Annotated in this window: 18 protein-coding genes; 10 read left to right on the forward strand and 8 right to left on the reverse strand. The window is 72.5% G+C overall.

The features are described 5' to 3' along the window. Positions 1-36 precede the first annotated feature (36 nt). From AOM46_RS19720 to AOM46_RS19740, 5 genes are all read right to left on the reverse strand, one after another. Positions 37-414: a peptidase inhibitor family I36 protein gene (locus tag AOM46_RS19720; protein WP_062213857.1), complete on the reverse strand. Its 378-nt coding sequence runs from the start codon at positions 412-414 to the stop codon at positions 37-39. 234 nt (positions 415-648) lie between these two features. Continuing rightward, positions 649-825 (reverse strand): thiazolylpeptide-type bacteriocin, encoded by a 177-nt coding sequence (locus tag AOM46_RS19725; RefSeq protein WP_062213859.1) that lies wholly within the window; start codon positions 823-825, stop codon positions 649-651. Positions 826-1046: 221 nt separating this feature from the next. Continuing rightward, positions 1047-1223, reverse strand: a complete 177-nt coding sequence (locus AOM46_RS19730; protein WP_062213862.1) for a thiazolylpeptide-type bacteriocin — start codon at positions 1221-1223, stop codon at positions 1047-1049. Between the two features lie 364 nt (positions 1224-1587). Beyond that, a complete protein-coding gene (locus AOM46_RS19735) occupies positions 1588-2883 on the reverse strand; it encodes an alkaline phosphatase family protein (protein ID WP_062213864.1) in 1296 nt (431 codons plus the stop codon). Positions 2884-3128: 245 nt separating this feature from the next. Then, the gene (locus tag AOM46_RS19740) at positions 3129-3305 is read right to left on the reverse strand and encodes a thiazolylpeptide-type bacteriocin (protein WP_062213866.1); all 177 of its coding nucleotides are present in this window, start codon (positions 3303-3305) and stop codon (positions 3129-3131) included. A gap of 192 nt (positions 3306-3497) precedes the next feature. Here AOM46_RS19740 and AOM46_RS19745 point away from each other — a divergent pair, with 192 nt between their 5' ends. The 3 genes from AOM46_RS19745 to AOM46_RS19755 all read left to right on the forward strand — a co-directional run bounded on the left by AOM46_RS19745 (position 3498) and on the right by AOM46_RS19755 (position 5788). Continuing rightward, a complete protein-coding gene (locus tag AOM46_RS19745) occupies positions 3498-4778 on the forward strand; it encodes an amidohydrolase (protein WP_078857011.1) in 1281 nt (426 codons plus the stop codon). Next, positions 4775-5026 (forward strand): hypothetical protein, encoded by a 252-nt coding sequence (locus tag AOM46_RS19750; RefSeq protein ID WP_062213868.1) that lies wholly within the window; start codon positions 4775-4777, stop codon positions 5024-5026. The genes AOM46_RS19745 and AOM46_RS19750 overlap by 4 nt, the downstream gene beginning before the upstream one ends. Before the next feature lie 66 nt (positions 5027-5092). Further along, positions 5093-5788, forward strand: coding sequence for a hypothetical protein (locus AOM46_RS19755; RefSeq protein WP_062213870.1), 696 nt, complete (start codon positions 5093-5095; stop codon positions 5786-5788). Positions 5789-5824: 36 nt separating this feature from the next. Here AOM46_RS19755 and AOM46_RS19760 read toward each other — a convergent pair whose 3' ends face one another. Further along, a complete protein-coding gene (locus AOM46_RS19760; RefSeq protein ID WP_062213872.1) occupies positions 5825-6832 on the reverse strand; it encodes a helix-turn-helix transcriptional regulator in 1008 nt (335 codons plus the stop codon). Positions 6833-7083: 251 nt separating this feature from the next. Here AOM46_RS19760 and AOM46_RS35865 point away from each other — a divergent pair, with 251 nt between their 5' ends. From AOM46_RS35865 to AOM46_RS19775, 5 genes are all read left to right on the forward strand, one after another. Continuing rightward, entirely contained in the window at positions 7084-7209 is a 126-nt protein-coding gene (locus tag AOM46_RS35865) for a hypothetical protein (protein WP_267887814.1), read from the forward strand. 79 nt (positions 7210-7288) lie between these two features. After that, positions 7289-8104, forward strand: coding sequence for a hypothetical protein (locus AOM46_RS19765; protein WP_158920507.1), 816 nt, complete (start codon positions 7289-7291; stop codon positions 8102-8104). 89 nt (positions 8105-8193) lie between these two features. After that, entirely contained in the window at positions 8194-12516 is a 4323-nt protein-coding gene (locus AOM46_RS19770) for an AAA family ATPase (protein WP_062213877.1), read from the forward strand. A 25-nt stretch (positions 12517-12541) separates the two neighbouring features. Next, the gene (locus tag AOM46_RS34115) at positions 12542-12691 is read left to right on the forward strand and encodes a hypothetical protein (protein ID WP_158920509.1); all 150 of its coding nucleotides are present in this window, start codon (positions 12542-12544) and stop codon (positions 12689-12691) included. Beyond that, positions 12688-13329 carry a hypothetical protein gene (locus tag AOM46_RS19775; RefSeq protein ID WP_234313873.1) on the forward strand — a complete coding sequence of 214 codons (642 nt, stop codon included), beginning with the start codon at positions 12688-12690 and terminating at the stop codon, positions 13327-13329. Before AOM46_RS34115 ends, AOM46_RS19775 begins: the two co-directional genes overlap by 4 nt. Before the next feature lie 24 nt (positions 13330-13353). Here AOM46_RS19775 and AOM46_RS19780 read toward each other — a convergent pair whose 3' ends face one another. Then, positions 13354-14196: an NAD(P)H-binding protein gene (locus AOM46_RS19780; RefSeq protein ID WP_062213879.1), complete on the reverse strand. Its 843-nt coding sequence runs from the start codon at positions 14194-14196 to the stop codon at positions 13354-13356. Between the two features lie 86 nt (positions 14197-14282). On the opposite strand from AOM46_RS19780, the gene AOM46_RS19785 reads away from it, so the two are divergent. Further along, positions 14283-14705, forward strand: a complete 423-nt coding sequence (locus AOM46_RS19785) for a helix-turn-helix domain-containing protein (protein ID WP_062213881.1) — start codon at positions 14283-14285, stop codon at positions 14703-14705. A 10-nt stretch (positions 14706-14715) separates the two neighbouring features. Here AOM46_RS19785 and AOM46_RS19790 read toward each other — a convergent pair whose 3' ends face one another. Beyond that, a complete protein-coding gene (locus AOM46_RS19790; RefSeq protein ID WP_062213883.1) occupies positions 14716-15642 on the reverse strand; it encodes an N-acetyltransferase in 927 nt (308 codons plus the stop codon). A 150-nt stretch (positions 15643-15792) separates the two neighbouring features. On the opposite strand from AOM46_RS19790, the gene AOM46_RS19795 reads away from it, so the two are divergent. After that, positions 15793-17001, forward strand: coding sequence for a phosphatidylserine decarboxylase (locus tag AOM46_RS19795; protein ID WP_062213885.1), 1209 nt, complete (start codon positions 15793-15795; stop codon positions 16999-17001). Position 17002: the final 1 nt, after the last annotated feature.

A 17002-nucleotide genomic window follows, 5' to 3' on the forward strand; every position in this document is an offset into this window, starting at 1 on the left:
CGCCTTCCCCTGACCGCTCGCCCCGGGGGCAGCCGATCAGCAGCCGCTGCCCACCCTGAAGGAGGTCATCTTGTCGTTGAAGTGCGAGGCGACCGCCGCCTCGGACCGGCCGGGGGCGACGGAGATCATACAGCCGGTGTAGTTGGAGTGCTCATAGACGCTGACGGTCTTGCCGGTGCGGTTCCAGTACGAGGTCATCCGGTCGTTCATGTCGTTGCCGACATTGGCCACGGACGAGCCGGAGTGCAGGAACCGCCCGGTGTAGCTGGAGTGTTCCCAGACGCAGAACGAACCGTTCGGGCACTGGCTGGAGTCGGCCGCGGCGGCGGGCGCGGTCAGGGTGACACCGCCGGTGGCGAGCGTCAGAACCGCCGCGACGGACCACAGGCGTGCGACGATATTTCTGATTCCCATCGTGAATCTCCTCCGGTTTCCCGTTCCGCCCGTTGTGGGCGCCACGGGTACGGCCGCAGGTTATGGGCGGGCTCGACCGGCCGACCAGCACGCCTGGGCAGGTCGACAGCCCGCGAAAAGTCCCCGACCGCCTTTCGGGGCAAGGGAGTTGACCCCCCGCCGACACGATGGGCGTCCACCCGAACGAGCGACAGCCCCCGTGGACGACCCACGGGGGCTGCCGGCGTCTTTCGCTCAGGCGCTGCAGGAGGTGGTGCTGGTGGTGGCGGAACAGGTCGACGTCGAGGAGGTCGAGGTGGAACCGGCCAGCACGACCTCGGCGTCGTCCGCGTAGTCGGAGAGCTCGAAGGTCTCCGACTCCAGCTCAAGGATCTCGTCGGCGAGCGTCGACAGCTGCGGCTTCTCGGACATCGTGGGCTCCCTCGTTCGGCGGGCGACCGCCGGACACCCCTGCGGCCGCGTCTGCACCCCCCCATCCCAGTGGGTGCCACCGCCACCGACGTCCACGGCGTGCTGTCACGCAGCTGTCACCGCATGACAGCGGCCCTCACCGGGAGGAGGGGCGAACAGGACCGGCCGGTCCGCTCCCGGGAGGGCCGCTGCGTCTCGCGGCAGCGCTCAGTCGCGAACGATCAGGCGCTGCAGGAGGTGGTGGAGCAGGTGCTGGAGCAGGTGGAGGTCGAGGAACACGAGGTGGAACCGGCCAGCACGACCTCGGCCTGGTCCGAGTAGTCCGAGATCTCGAAGGTCTCCGACTCCAGCTCAAGGATCTCGTCGGCGAGCGAGGACAGCTGCGGCTGCTCAGACATGTGGACTCCTTAGGGGACGGGAGTGACCACCCATTCACGGGACGGCCACATCTGTGCGCACCATCACACCCGCAGCCGCTGCCACCCGGCACGCGCTACCGCTGTCAGCCCGCTGACACCCGCTGACAGCGCCCCGAACCCGGCTGACGCCCCAGGAAGACAGCCACCGGATCCTCGGATTCCACCACGAGCCCGCGCCGCGCACAGAGCCGCCGAGCGGCGCTGCCCCGTAGCACGTTCAGCCCAACGGTCGCTCGCTCGGCGTCCGTTCGGCCCGACACGGCCCGCAACACGGCCGTCCCGAGCCCGCGCCCCGGCGGCACGCGTCCCCCGTCGTCGCCCCTCGCCCGGCCGAGGGCCGGGGTCACCGGCCGGCGGGGCGCAACGCCTCCCACAGAACCCGGCCCTGGGCGCCCTCCGGCGGGGCGGCGCCCAGCAACGCCGAGATGGTCGGGGCGAGATCCACATGGCGGGGGAGGAGAGCGAAACCGCCCGGGCGGATCCCGGCGCCGGCGATCAGCAGCGTGGCCTCGGCCTCCGTGGTCGAACCGTGCCGCCCCGCCGGAGCCGCGGGCGCGTCGACGGCCGCCGTCCAGCCGGGCTCGGGCTCCACGAGCAGCTCGCCGACGTCCCGGCTCATCCGCAGCAACCGCTGCTCGCCCCACCCCAGGACGGCCCGCACCTGCGGCAGTCGGGAGACGGCGGCCCGCACCCTGGCCACGGCCAGGGGGTTCGCCCTGTCGCCGAGGAAGTGCAGGCTGGCATTGCCGCCGACCACGATCGCCACATCCGTATCGGCCGCAGGCGACTGGCCACTGGTCAGGAACTCGCCGCTGAGCCCCGTCGAGGCGATCGCGTCCAGAAGCTCCGCGCCAAACGCCCGGTCGAACTCGGTCATCCCATGGTCGCCGACGAGCACAAAGGCGGTCTCCTCGAAGATCCCGGCGTCCCTGGTGAGTTGCACGATCCGCCCCAACTGCCGGTCCATCTCGACCATCCGCTCGTCGATCGCCGGATCGTCCGGCCCCACCCGGTGGCCGAGCGAGTCCAGGTCGTCGCAGTACACCGCCAGCAGATCCGGCACCTCGGGCACCGTCACCCGTTCGCCGCCCGAGTCCACCGGCCGCCCCGCCAGCAGGTCGCCGAACTGGTCGACCCGATGGGCGCAGTCGCCCCCCGGCTGGGTGTAGAGGGCACGAGGGTCCCCGTACCGCACGCCGTGGTCCTGGACGATGAACCACTGCACGGACGCCAGCGTCCGGCCCTGCGCGGCCAGCGACTCGGCGAGCGTGGGCACGGCGAGCGCTCTGCTCTGCCCCACGGCGACGCCCGCCTCGGGGTCGTATACATAGGCGGTGTTGCCGTGCCGCTCGGGGAAGGCCCCGGTGGCCAGCGAGGACATCGACGGGTTGGTGATCGACTGCATCACGCCCCTGCTCGTCGTCACCAGACCACGCCCGGCCAACGCGTCCAGGTTCGGCGTCGACACCCGGTGGCGGTACTCCGGGTCGAAGCCGTCCCACACCAGCAGCACCACGTGTTCGGCGCGCGGCGCGTGCCCCGCCCCCGCGCCGGCCCCCCCGACGGCAAGCACCGCGCCCAGGGTGAGCAGGGTGAACACCGCTAGAACCACCAGCCTGTTCGACTCTCCCACCAGCATCCGTCCGACCCTCATGGCAACCGCTTCCGGTCGAGGTCCGCCGCCGTTCGGCGGTCCGTCGACCACGATCGAAGAGGCCCGGAACCAACACCACGTGGCGCCCGGACAACCCCCCCGAAGAACGGACTCCACCCGCCTCGTCCCCGGCCACCCCCGTCCCGGAACGGCCGCAGCCCTCGCGGGAGGACGAAGTCCGGTCCCGGGAGGGCTGCTTGGGCTGAGCGCCGGCGCTCAGCGCCGAGCGCTTACGCGCTGCAGGAGGTGGTGCTGGTGGTGCTGGAGCAGGTGGAGGTCGAGGAACACGAGGTGGAACCGGCCAGCACGACCTCGGCCTGGTCGGAGTAGTCCGAGATCTCGAAGGTCTCCGACTCCAGCTCAAGGATCTCGTCGGCGAGCGAGGACAGCTGCGGCTTGTCAGACATCTTGGGCTCCTTCGATCGGCTGGGACGACCCCGGAAACGCGAGTCGCCTCTGTCCCGACCATGACAACTCGACGCGCTGCCACCCCCGCAGCGGTTCCGCTGTCATGCCACTGACGTCAGGTGACAGCGGCCTGTTCCGATGGTGATCAAGAGATTTGGCAGGATGGGGGGCGGTCAGAGAGGAGCACCGCCATGGCCGTGCCGCCGGATGTCCTCCGGTCCGCCGTCGAACTCTATGTCGCCCTCCACCTCAGACCCGAACTCGCCGGCGCCGAACGGGAAACGGCCGGCCGGTTCGCCTCCTGGCTCGCGGAGGACGGCTATGCCGTCACCCGGGACCTCGGCGGGCACGGCGTCGTCGGGGTGCTCCGGCGGGGCGAGGGCCCCACCGTGCTGCTGCGCGCCGAACTCGACGCGCTGCCCGTCGCGGAGGAGACCGGCCTCCCCTACCGCAGCGAGGTGCCCGGCGTCTCCCACGCCTGTGGCCACGATCTGCATCTGGCCGCCCTCGCCGGCGCCGCCCGGCTGCTCGCGAGGGACACCGACGGCTGGCGCGGCACCCTGCTGGTCGTCGGCCAACCGGCCGAGGAGACCCTGACCGGCGCCCGCGCCATGCTGGCGGACGGCCTCTACCAGGTGGCGGGCCCGCCCGACACCGTGCTCGCCCAGCACACGGCGCCGCTGCCGGCGGGCACCGTCGCGCATGGCCAGGGCCCCATGTTGGCCGGCACCATCGCCGTCGACGCCGTTCTGCACGGCACCGGCGGCCACGCCGGCGCGCCGCAGCTGACCGTCGACCCGGTGGTGGCGGCGGCCGCCGCCGTGCTCCGGCTGCAGACCGTCGTCTCCCGCGAGACCGCGCCGGCCGAACAGGCCGTGCTCACCGTGGGTCGGCTGCGGGCCGGCACCGAGTCCAATGTGATCCCCGACCGTGCCGAACTCGGCCTGAGCCTACGGGCGTTCGCCGAGCCGACGCTGGAGCGGCTGCTCGGCGCGGTGCGGCGGGTGCTGACCGCAGAGGCCCAGGGCTCGGGCGCGCCGCGCCCGCCGGAGATCACCGTCCGCTCCCGTTCCCGGACGCTGCTGCCCGACGCGGCGCTCGCCGCCGAGTTGGGCGCCGCGCACACGGCGGCGTTCGGCCGGGGCCGGGTGCTGCCCTGGTCACCGGCGACCGCCGCAGAGGACTTCGGCTGGTTCGGCGCGGACGGCGCGGCCTCGCACGGCCACCGCGCTGTCCGCCTGGGCTACTGGATGCTCGGCACCGTGTCCGCCGCGGCCTGGCGCGCCGCCGCCGAGGAGGAACGCACCGTCCCCGGCAACCACTCGCCCGCGTTCGCCCCCGATGTGCGCACCGCGCTGCCCACCGGCGTCGAGGCGCTGGTCACCGCCGCCCGTCACGCGTTCCTCCGGGAACGGGAGGCGGGGGAAGCGCGTGCCGCGCACGCGTCGGCACCGAGCGAGGAGTCCGGTTGAGCTATCCGCACAGCGTCCAGGAGGTGGCGGTGGTCCGTGGCGGCCTGGACGCGCTGCCCGCCGAGACCACCGCGGTGCGGCTGCTCTGGCTGCTGCGCGCCCATGTGCCGCACGGCCTGCTCGTCGAGCCGGAACGCATCCGCCTGCGCATCGCCGTCCCCGCCGACGACGGCCCCGCCCAGGCCCGCCACGCCATCTGGGACGCCCTCGCCCACCATGCCTTCGTGGGCTGGCGCGTGGAGCTCTGACGCCCCGAGGACGCGGGATCGCGACACCCACCGGGCCACCGCCCCTCATGCCATGGAGGACCGCGCATGACCGACCAGGACGCCCGCTCGGCCGGCGAGGTCTGGGACCCCTTTGGCACCCTGCGCCGCGCGCTGTGGATCGGCGGCGGCCAGTGGGCCGGAAAGTCCACCGTGGCCCGGCTGTTGGCCGAGCGGTACGGAGTCACCGCCTATCACTACGACTACCACGACGCCCGCGGTCACGACGACCGCAGGATCGCCCGTCGCATCAGCCTCGGCGAGCCCGCCACCGGCCCCGATCCGGACACGGTGTGGGTCCACGGCACCCCCGAGGAGATGGCTGCCGAGACCCTGGCCGGCTTTCCCATCCGGTTCGCCTGGGCTCTGGACGACCTGCGCGCGCTTGTCTCGGGCCATCCGATCATCGCCGAGGGCTGGGGACTGCGCCCCGAACTCGTCGCGCCCGTCATCGACTCACCGAGCCGGATGGTCGTCATGGTGCCCACCCCCGGGTTCCGCCGGCACCAGCTCCGCGAGCTGCCCCGGGCCGCCTCGCTCGACCACGCCGTCAGCGACCCGGCCCGAGCACAGGCCAACCGCCTTGCCCGGGACCGCCTCGTGGCCGAGGACGCCGTCCGCACCGCCCGTCGACTCGGCATCCGCGTGATCGAGGTCGACGGCTCCCAGGACGCCACCGCGGTCGCCGAGACGGTCGCCGAGCACTTCGGCCCCTGTCTCCCCCCGTGCGACCGCGACGCCTGAGCGCTCAGGGCCGCCGCCCGAGGCGGGGCACACGCGTCAGAGCCAGCCGCGCTCCCGGGCCAGCAGGGCCGCCTGGGCGCGGGTGGAGGCGCCCAGCCGGCGCATCACATCGGCGACATGGCGTCGGTAGGTGCGTACCGAGACGCCGAGTTCACGGGCGCCCGACTCGTCCTTGCCCGCCACGCACATCACATGGAGCACCCGCAGCTCCGCCTCGGACAGCTCGGGCATCTGGCTCTCCGCCGGATCCCGCAGCTCGACCGTCACCTCCTCAGCCTGCTCCCATACCTTCTCGAAGAGCCCCAGCAGCGTGGTGACCAGCGCCCGGCCCCGGACCAGCAGGGCGCCGTGCTCGATGTTCTTCGGGTCCTGCGGCATCAACGCGACCCGGCGGTCGTAGACAGCGACCTGATCGGACATCTCCGTGGCCACCCGCACCCGGCCGCCGCGCGCCATCAGCTCCCGGAGATAACCGGCCACCGGCTGGTGGTGCAGCGCGGCCCTCGGCACCACCAGCCGCCGCCGCACCCCCCTGCGCAGCGCGCGCCACTCCAACCCCTGGGCCTGGCCCACCTGTTCGGCCATCAGATGGATACCGGGCTCGACGGATACGATTTCCTCCCGGGCGAAGAAAACCAGATCCTCCATCCGGCCACGCAGCTCCTCGCGGCCGTCCAGCTCCTCGACCCCCTGCTCGGTGAAGGACCCGGGCGCCGAACGGGCGTGGTCCCGGGCGGCGGTCTCCGCGCGTAGCTCGGCAAGCACATGATGGCTCTGGGTGATCCGCTGGATCTCCTGGTACATGTCCCGCAGGCGCAGCTCCGTCAGCCGGGCGACGGCAAGCTCAGGATCGGCCGGAATCAACTCGTCCGGCCGATCCCCGGGTCTCAGCAGATGCAACCGCACAAGTCTCTCGACGGCATCGGCCACCTGCTCCTCGTTCTCGTCGAGCACCAGATGAATACCGTGGCTGCTGGTTTCGGGGTGACGTAGAAAATGCCGATAAACCTTCTCTTCCGACTCGGAGACTCCGAAAACGGCCATCTCGTTACTGTGCACGGCTCGTCTCCTTCAGTGAGCGGATGCCGGTCGGGGGCGCCGGCGGACGGGGGGCAGCCGGCTCCGGCGTCGAACCCAATATTCCTTCCCGTGGATGTCCCTGGGTGAACACCACGCTAACGCCCCGTGTGTGAACGGGACTTAACAATGCCTATCGCCGTGTTTCCAGAAGATAAACGACCGTCAACCCACCGGACGAGCCGGAATCCGTTCACGCCGGCCTCGACTACCGGCGGGTGGACTTCGCGCCGTTCATGGTGGCGGCGCTCACCGGCGAAACCCTCCTCCAGGAGGCCCCGGCCATCGTCGGCCGCCTCTCCCCCGGCGCGCTGGCCCACGGCGCCGACGGGCGGCCGGGCTGACGCGGGGACGATGGACCGGGGCCCGTCCGGGGGCTACCGTTGAGGGTCGGTGGCGGCATGTCGACACCAGGGGGTGGGCGTGGCCAGCTGGTTCCGCAGATCGCGGCGAGCACAGGAAGAACGGCGACCACGGCAGTCGGAGCGAACACAGCGGACGCCGGATGAATCCGACCCGTTCGACGCCGCCGAGCGGCTTCGACTGGCCCACCGGGACACCGGCGAGCCCGGGCTTCTGGAGGCCGCGCGAGAGGCGACGCTGCGCGCCAGGGATCACTACGGTCCGGACGATCCGCGCCATGCGGCATCGCTGTCCGGGCTGTGCATGATCTACCGCCAGCTCTGGGAACGGTCCAGGAGCCGCCAAGCGCTGGACAGTTCGGTGGCGTTCGGCCGGCAGGCCGTCGAAGTCTCGCCGCCCGGCGACGAGTTGATGGCGCGTCATATGTCCTCGCTCGCCACGAGCCTGCAGGAGCTCTTCGAAACCACCCGGGACGTCGAGGCCATCGACGAGTCGATCGCGCTCTCCCGGGGGGCCCTCGACCTCACCCCGCCCGGCGATCCCGAACACGCCGGCCTGGAGTCCAATCTCGCCAACGCCCTGCTGCGCCGCACCGCCCAGCACCCCGATCCCGCGCTGCAGCGTGAGGCGGTCGAGCACGCCCGCGCGGCGCTGCGCGACACACCGGTCGGGGATCCGCTGCTGGCGAGTCGTCATATCAACTTGGGCGGCGCCCTGTTGGGCCTGGGAGGGGCGGGGTCCGTGAGCCAGCTCCTTGAGGCGCTGACGATGTATGAACAGGGCCTGCGGGGGTTGCCGCCCAACCATCCGGCGCGGCCCGGCATCGAGCGCACCATCGCCCACCTCCGGCAGGCAAGGCGCACTTTCGGGTTCTGACGGCTCAGGCTCCAACCGCCCTGACAGCTCTGACAACCCTGACAGCTCTGACCGGCGCGGTGAAGTCGCGAGGAGGGAGGCAGCGCGGCATGGTGGCCCAACTCCGCCTGGAAGTGGACGAGGTGGCCGGTCCCGACCGGTGGCGTTGGGTGCTCACCCGGCCGCATGGCAACGGGCCCGGCGGCCGGGTGCTGGCCAGCCACCGGGTGCGCCTCGACCGACGGCATCCCGCGTACGAGGCGTTCACCGATCTCCCCGCCTATCTGCGCCGCCATGCCGCCCCCGATATCAGGGCCGACCGGGAGGCGGAGATCGTCCGCGAGGTGGGCACCTGGATCGCGGAGGAGGTGCTGGGCCCCGTCGCGCCCGCGCTGGTGGCGGCCGCTCCCGCCGTGGTGCGCGTCGTCGTCCCGCCGGCCGCCCGGCGGCTGCTCTTCACCCCGCTGGAGATGGCGCGGGTGGGCGGGCGCCCCATCGCCCTGCGGAACGTGTCGCTGGTCATGGAGTTCGCCGACGCGCCGACCGTCGGCCGGGCCCGCCGGGGCGACGCGGGGCCGATCCGGGTGTTGGCCCTGTTCAGTCAGCCGGAGGGCAGCCGGGCGCTCAATCTGCGCCGGGAACGGCTGGCCCTGACCCGACTCTTCGACGAGGCCCGACGCGCGGGCCACCGCGTCGAGTTGCGCACCCTGCAGTACGGCGTGACCCGCGAGCGGCTGCGCGCGGTGCTGGCCCGCCCGGAGGGCTGGGACGTGCTGCATCTGTCGGGCCACGGCGCCCCGGGAGAGCTGTTGCTGGAGACGGATGACGGCCGGCCGGACCGCGTTCCGGAGGCGGATCTCACGGATCTGCTCGCCGGGGCGCGGGGCGTGCGGTTGGTGAGCCTTTCGGCCTGTTGGTCGGCGACCCTGGCGGCCAACGAACAGCGGCGGCTGCTCGATCTGCCGCTCGTCGAGCCCTCCCCCGACGAGTCGGCGCCGAAGCGGCGTCCCGTCGCCGCCACCGCGACGGAGCTGGTGGACCGGCTGGGGTGCGCGGTGCTGGCGATGCGCTATCCGGTGGAGGACGGCTATGCCATCGCGCTCGCCCAACGCCTTTACCGGTCCCTGCTGTTCGACGGCCGGCCGCTGCCCCGGGCCCTGGCCATCGCCCTGACCCAACTGGCCGAACGGGCGGAACGGGGGGAACGGGCGGAACTACCCGGCGTTGACGCCGAGTCGGCGGCACGGCCCGGTGCGCTGCGGGCGATGACGCCGGCCCTCTTCGGTGCGCCGGCCGCCACCCTGACGCTGACCACCGGCCGCTCCCGCGCCAAGGCCCCGCCTGCCGCTGCGACCCGACTCCCCGACCCGCCCGCGCGGTTCGTCGGCAGGGTGGCCCTTTTGGCCCGGGCCAGCGCCGCCCTGGCGCCCGGCAGTGGCCGGGGCGGGGTGCTGCTCCATGGCATGCCGGGCGTCGGAAAGACCGCCTGCGCCTGGGAGTTGGCCGCCACCCATGACCACGCCTTCGACCACGTGCTCTGGTTCGAGGCACCGGAGCCGAGGGCGGACGGCGATGTGGACGCGGGGGCGGCCCTGGCCGATCTGACGCTGCGACTCGAACGGGCCCTGGGCGCAACGGACCTGGTCCCGCTGCCGGCGGCGCACGAGCGGTTCGAGCGGTTCGACGCGATCCTCGCCCGGGTCTCCCGTCGGCTGTCCGGCTCCCGGCTGCTCCTGGTGCTCGACCGGGTCGACGCCCTGCTGACAGCCTCGGGAGACTGGCGTGACCGGCGCTGGGCCGGGCTGCTGGACGCGCTCGCGCCGCCAGGAGGCGCCAGCCGGCTGATCGTCACCGCCCGGACACCGCCCGTAGGGGCGGCGCTGCGCGCCGAGCCGGTTCCGCTGCTGAGTCCCGACGAAGTACTGTTGCTGGCACGGGAGTTGCCGCAGCTGGCGCGGCTGGTCGACGGCCGGATGCCGGGGCTTGAGGCGCGGGCGGCCCGCCGCTGGGGCACCGCGCTGCTCGATATGGCGCGTGGCCATCCCGGACTGCTGGAGCTGATCGACGCCCACGCGTCCGATCCGGACCGGCTCGCGAGGGTCCCGACGACGGCCGGCCGGGCATGGGCCGAGGCCGGCGGGCCGCGCGCCGGCTTCCTCACCGGCGGAGCGCCCACCGGGGAGCCGGCCACGGACGAGGCCGACTACCTCCGGGTGCTGCACGGCTGGGCCGACAGCATCGTCGACCAACTGCCGCCGACGCACGTCGACTTGTTCCATCTGCTGTGCTGCCTGGAGCAGGACGACCGCACCCGCCCCACCGTCGAGCACATCTGGCCGGTGCTGCGCGACCAGCGGGGACACCGGAAGGAACCGTTGGACGAGGGCCTGCGGGCCCTGACCGCCGGCGGACTGCTCACCGTTCGGCCGGGCCTCGCGGCCGACGCCGCGCCGTTCGAGGTCCAGTCGACGGTGGCCGATCAGGGCCGCGCCCGGGCCGGCCCGGCGTTCCGGCGACAGGTGGACGAACTGTCGGCCGGCTACTGGATGACGGTCTTCCGGATGGCCTGGCAGCGCGAGGGCACCGAGGCCCAACACGCCGCACTCACCGGCCCGTTGATAGCGCGGGCCGGGCTCTCCGCCGCCCCGTATCTGATCCGGCTGCGGGACTGGTCGACGGCCGAGGCGCTGTTGGAGGCGGTGCTGCAGCGGGACCAGGCGCGGCCCACGCTCGCCCGGGTGATGCCCGTGCTGCGGCGGCTGGCCGCGCTGTCGGCCGCCGCCGACTCAGGGGCGCCCCGAAGTGGCGCGCTCACCCGCGCCGTTGCGGCGCTCGACCAGACGACGGCCGAGCGGCAGGCCCGGGCGCGGCTGGCCAGGGCGGAGGAGGACGGCGACCAGGCCGCCGTGGCCTCGGCGTCCAGCGCGCTGGCCGGTCTCTGTGTGCGCGCCGGGCGCTTCGACGAGGCCCTGGCCCATGCCGAGGCCGCGATCGTCGCCGGCCGGCGGGCCCGGTCCGGCGCGTGGACCCAACTCCACCTGGAGGCCCAGCGGTTGCGGGTGCTGGCCGATCAGGGCAGGGCGACCGAGGTGCTGGCCGTGGTGGACGAGTTGCGCGGCCGGATGAGCGCCCTGCCCAGGGAGCCGGTGGGCGCCGAGGCCGTGACCTGGTGGGAGAGCTGGGAGGAACTGCACGACACCGCGCAGCGCGCCGCCGTCACCGCCGGCGCCTGGCAGCGGGCGATCGGCTACGGCGACGCCGTCCACGCCTCCAAACGGGCGCGCGGCGCGCCGGCCCCTGATCTCGCCGAGGCCCGGTTCCCCTCCTATATGCCGCTGCTCCGACTCGGCCGGGAGGCCGAGGCGTTGGAGCTGCTGGAGAGCTGCCGCGCGGTGTTCGAGGCGGCCGGCGATCCGATGTGGCTCGGGGAGGTGTTCGGCGCGCTCGCCAATGTCGAGGACGCGCGCGGGCACGGCCGGGTCGCCATCGACCGCGAACGGGACGCGCTGCGCTACGCCTACCGGGCGGGGGTTCCGGCGGTCATCGTGGTGGGCCATGTGAATCTGGGCACCTATCTCAAGGTCCACGCCGGGGACGCGGCCGGCGCGACCGCCCACCACTGCGCCGCCGCCCTGCTCGCCGCCCGCATCCAGGGCAGATCCGCCGAGGCGCTCCAGGCCCTCGCCGGCGACCTCGCCGAGTTCGGCGACGCCGCCCGACTCCCTCTGAACATCGACGAGTTGGCGGCACGGGTGGCCGAGGTGCCGGGGGTGGACCTGGGCCGGCTGCTCGCCCGGCTCGTGCCCGATCCGGCGGAGCTGCGCCGCGCCCTGACGGCCGTCGTCGACGAGGCGCGCGCCCAGGCCGGTCGGCGGGAGGACAGCGCGGCGCTGACCGAGGCCGTCTGGGGCATGGTGTGGGAGCCGCTGGTCGCGGCCCTGGTGGCCGCCGGCCGGGGCAACAGCGCGGCCGGCGTGAAGCTGCGCCAACGCCTGGCCCAACTCGACGCGCTGGCACCGAACTTCACGCCGTTGGCGGCGGTGCTGCGGCGGCTGCTTGACGGGGACCGCTCGCCCGCCGTGCTCACCGGACTCTCGGCCCTGGACGCGCCGGTGGCGCGCCGGGCCCTGGACGCGCTCGCCGGCCGGGTGTCCGTCCCGGTCGAACTCTGGCCGGCGATGCATCTGGGGCTCCCGCTGGGGAACATCGTCGCCGCCGCGGCCGGCGAGGCGACGATGGCCGAGGCGGCCAGGGAGGCCGTCGACGACTTCCGAGCCAGTCCCCCGCTCGCCCCGATCGTTCAGCCCCTCGATCGGATCCTCGCCGGCGCCCGCGATGCGGCGCTCGCCACGCGCCTGGTCCAGCCGATGCACCGCGCGCTGGTCGCCGCCGTGCTGCACTACCTCAACACCGTTGAATCCCGGGGTGGTTGAAGGCGGCGACTGCCATACTGGACGGATGGAACGGGCGCCGAGGGTCAACGATGTGCGGCTTGGCGAAGACGGTGAGCTGGAGTTCTTCGACGGAACGGACTGGGTCTCCTACCCGGATGTCCCCGAGGACGACGCCGCGCCCAACGCGGTGAGCCGGGGGGACGACCCCGCGTGAGCGCGGCACCCCCCGACGACACCCGCGCCCCGCTGCCGTCCCCGCTGGAGGCCGTTCCCGAACTGCGGGCGGCGGCACGGTGGTTGATCGCCGCCTTCGGCGCGGTGGGCGCCGCGCTGATCGGCGGCGGCCCTTTGGTCGCGGTGAGCAGGATCGACGGGGCGCGCGACGCGCTGATCGCCGGGGCGGCGCTGCTGGTGGCGCTCACCGGGGTGACCGTCGCGATCTGGCATATCAGTCGGGTGCTGGTGCCCCCGATCACCACCACGGCGACGCTGGCCGATCCGGCACTCCGCCCGCTGCGGGAGCTGATCGACGCCGCTCCCGCCGACTTCCTCGGCTCCGCCGCCGAGAGCGTGGCCGATCTGCTGCGCCACCGCGCCATCGCCGCGAACATCCACCGTGCCCTGCTCGCCGAGGCCGACCCGCGCCGCCGCGAACAGCTCGACCATCATCTCCTGCGCGCCCGCGCGAACATCGCCAGAACCGATCCCCATATCCGGTGGCTGCTGGCCATGGCCCATGTCTGGCAGATCAGAGCCACGTTCCACGCGGCGCGCCGCTGGTGCCTGCTGTCCGTCGCACTGGTCGCCGCCGGCGCGGTGGCCTTCCTCACCGTCGCGGGCCAACCCGCCTGAGGCGACGACGGCCCGGCCGGGGCGCTACGAGGACGAGGTCGGGGCCGCCGGACGGGTGGCGGCGGCAGCGGCGGTCGCGGTGGGGAGGGGGTCGGTGACCTGGCGGCCGAGGACTGCGGCGAGGTCCGGGCCGGTGGCGTGCAGGAATCCGTGGCGGATGGCGGTCGCGATCGAGGCGAGCATGGGCGGCTGGAACGGCAGCAGGCCCGGCGTCTCTTCGAGGAGCCGGCGCCGGTACTCGTCCAGGCCGATCGTCAGATGCGGAACCCCGAGCCGGTCGGCCACCCGCCGCGCCGTGATCGGCGTGCCGGTCAGCTCGTGGGTGCGCCCGACGTGGGGCGTCGGATCCGCCGCGACGATCGCCGCGGCCTCGGCGAGGTCCGCACGGGTGACGGCGGCCAGGGCGCCGTCACCGAACGCGGACTCCACCACCGGGCCGGCGTTGTCGGACGACCACCACAGCAGACCGCCGAAGAGCTCGGCGTACAGGCCGTTGCGCAGGATCGTCCAGGGCAGACCGCAGGCGCGCACCAGCCGTTCGGTCGCGCGGTGCGCCAACGCGAAGGCGAGATGGTCGCCGGCGCCGATCAGGCTCGTATAGACGACATGCCGCACGCCGTCCCTGACCGCCGCGTCCAGAACGGCGGCGTGCCGCCCGATGACCCGGTCGTCCTCGGCATAGCCGGCGGAGACCAGCAGCAGGGTCGACACCCCGCGAAGGTCGATGCCCGCCGGGTCGTCGAAGTCGAGCCGCCGCATCCCCTCGCCCGGGGTGCGGCTGCCACCCGTCGCGTTGGCGCCACGGGCGCGCAGGGCCGCGAGGGTGGCCGAGCCGAGGTTCCCGTTCGCTCCGGTCACCAGGATCATGTCAGTCACGTCTTCCGTAATGGTTCTCTTCGGTCGCTACGGTTGATCCTGATCCGCCCGCACATCGGTCACAAGGAGGCATTTTGATGTCACCCACGCACACCGAGGTAACCACCGCGCCCGCCGAACTCGATCCCTGTGGGCGGGAGGATCACCCGGACTGTGGGATCCGCGACGTCCTGGACCGCATCGGCGACAGGTGGTCCGTCCTGGTGGTCGTCGAACTCGCCGGCGGGCCACGCCGGTTCCGGGAGCTGCAACGCGCGATCGACGGCATCTCCCAGCGGATGCTCACCCTCACCGTGCGCCGGCTGGAACGGGACGGACTCGTCCTGCGCACCGTGTACCCGACCGTCCCGGCCCAGGTCGACTACCGCCTGACCGAGACCGGGGCCGGCCTGACCCACCTGGTCAAGGCCCTCGCCGACTGGTCCCTCGGCCACCGCGCCGTCATCGCCGAGGCACGGCGGCGGTATGACACGGCCCACCCCGGCCATGACATCAGATGACCGGGCCCAGTCACGCAGGAGATGCCGCTTCGGCCGCCTTGACCAGCGGCGCGTCCCGGACGAAGGGCCGGAACCCCACGCCGTAGTACAGCTCGCGCGCGGCGGGATGGCCCGGCGCGCCCAGGCAGGCCACCGTCGCATGGATCGCCCCGGCCGCCCTCGCCCGCCGCATCCCGTGCAGCATCATCGCCCTGGCCAACCCCCGACGCCGATAGTCCACGTGCGTCCCGAGCGGTTCGAACTCGACGGTGCTGTTCGCCTCGTCGAACCACATGATCGCGGAGGCCGCCATCGTGCCGTCCGGCGCCTCCACCAGAAGGTGCAGATCGCCCCGGTAGGGGGCGCTGGCCCGGACGCCCAGATAGTCCTCCAGCGTGTAGGTCGACCGGGCCCAGGCGTCCACATGGGCCCGGACCACGGCCTCGGGGCCCACCTCGTCGGCGTCGCGGAACCGGAACCCGTCCGGCAGTGCCGGCTCCTCCAGCTCGTCGAGGTCCCGTTCGTTCATCTGCGTCCAGTCCCCTGCGTCGCCGAGGGAGCCCTCGTCCTCCCGATAGCCGTGCGCGGCCCACCGTTCGAGGCCGAACCTGTCCGAGGCGCAGGGCACCACCGTGCGTTCGACGTTCCCCGCCGTGCGGTCGTACCAGTCGATCACCTCGTCGACCAGCCCGGCGTGGTCGGGGTGCACCTGGTACCCCAGACAGGCTCCGTCCCGCTGCGGCCGGAACCAGCCCCATGCCACCAACTCGCTGCCGTCGAACCATAGTTGGCAGGTCCAGCCCGCGCCCCTGGTGGCGCGTCCCCGCCCCCAGTTCCAGGCCAGTTCGCCGACCGACGCGTCGGCGTTCACCAGATCGGGACGCACCGCGGTGACGCGCCGCGCCAGCCCCTGCATCAGCTCTATGTCCTCGGCGGTGAGAAGCCGCAAGTTCGCCATGGTGCGCCACTGTGTCAGGACCCCGGAACCCCGTCGAACAGATTTCCGTCGCCGCTCGGCGGCGGGGGCGCTCCCCCCGCGTAACTCCCCTGCCCGGAGGGCATTTAGCCGGTGCGGGGGGACGAACCGACCGAGCAGAACGGGACAACGATGTCGCGGGACGACGAGTACTCGGAGAGCCTTGAGGAGTTCCTGGCGAGGATCGCCAGGTGGTACGAGACCGACCACGAGGGCTTCCGGACCCTCTATGACGCGGCCGTCGCCCATGTGGTGCCGATGCCCGCCGATACGCCCGACGAGGTGCGTTGCGACTGGAAAAACCGCAATATCCGCTTTCTCTGCGACTTCTTCCGCGAGTGGTACCACTGGGAGTCGAGCCCCAACAACGGATTGAACTACATCGAGAAATTCAGCTGGCTCAACTACGAGAACGACTACGGCATGGTCTTTGTGACCCGCGGCCCCGGCTACCGCATGACGGCCGACTTCACCAACCTCCAGGGCCGTTGGATGGACTCACCGGAGTCCAAGGAACTCATCAAGAAATGGGTGACCGAGCTGGGGCCCAAGCGGATGGCCGACTACCGCATCGAGGACTGGCCCAACTTCAACGCCTTCTTCACCCGCGAACTTGTCGACGGCGCCCGGCCGATCGACGCCAAGGACGACAACAGCGTGGTCGTCGCCTCCGCCGACTGCGTCATCAACATGATCGTGGACGAACTGACCGACACCACGCCCATCCCGGTCAAGACCGTCACCATGAACATCCGTCAACTGCTCGCCGACTCCCCGTACACCAACCGCTTTCTCGGCGGCACCGCGGTGTCCTGCGTCCTGCTGCCCGACAGCTACCACTGGTACCACGCGCCGGTCGGCGGTGAGGTGGTGGAATCCCGCGACGATATCGGCGGCCAGTACTACGGCATGCGGAACTTCCCGGAACTCCTCAACAGGGGAAACGTCGGATACGGCTACGACTACTCGCTGTTCAGTAATTTCCGGCGGGGCTATGTCATCATTCGCACGCGCTACCAGGACGCACAGGGCGACCCTGACGGCGAGGGCTATGTGGGCCTGGTGCCGGTCGGGCTCAACTCCATCGGTTCGGTGAACTTCGTGGAGAAGTTCAGGCGCGGCGCCTCGTCGACACCGGTTCCGGTGGAGAAGGGCGAGAAGGTCGGCAACTTCCAGTACGGCGGATCGCTCAACATCCTGCTCTTCGAGCCCGGCCGCTTTCCCGCGCTCCAACTCCTCCAGGGGCAACGCATCGGCGTCCTGGAACAACTCGCCCGCACCGCGAAGCTGTTCACCGGCCCCTACCACTCCCACTCCCCGCACCGCCCCCTCGCGCCCTGAC

This window comes from Streptomyces sp. NBRC 109706, from assembly GCF_000974485.1.
In the GTDB taxonomy this organism is placed as follows: Bacteria; Actinomycetota; Actinomycetes; order Streptomycetales; family Streptomycetaceae; genus Streptomyces.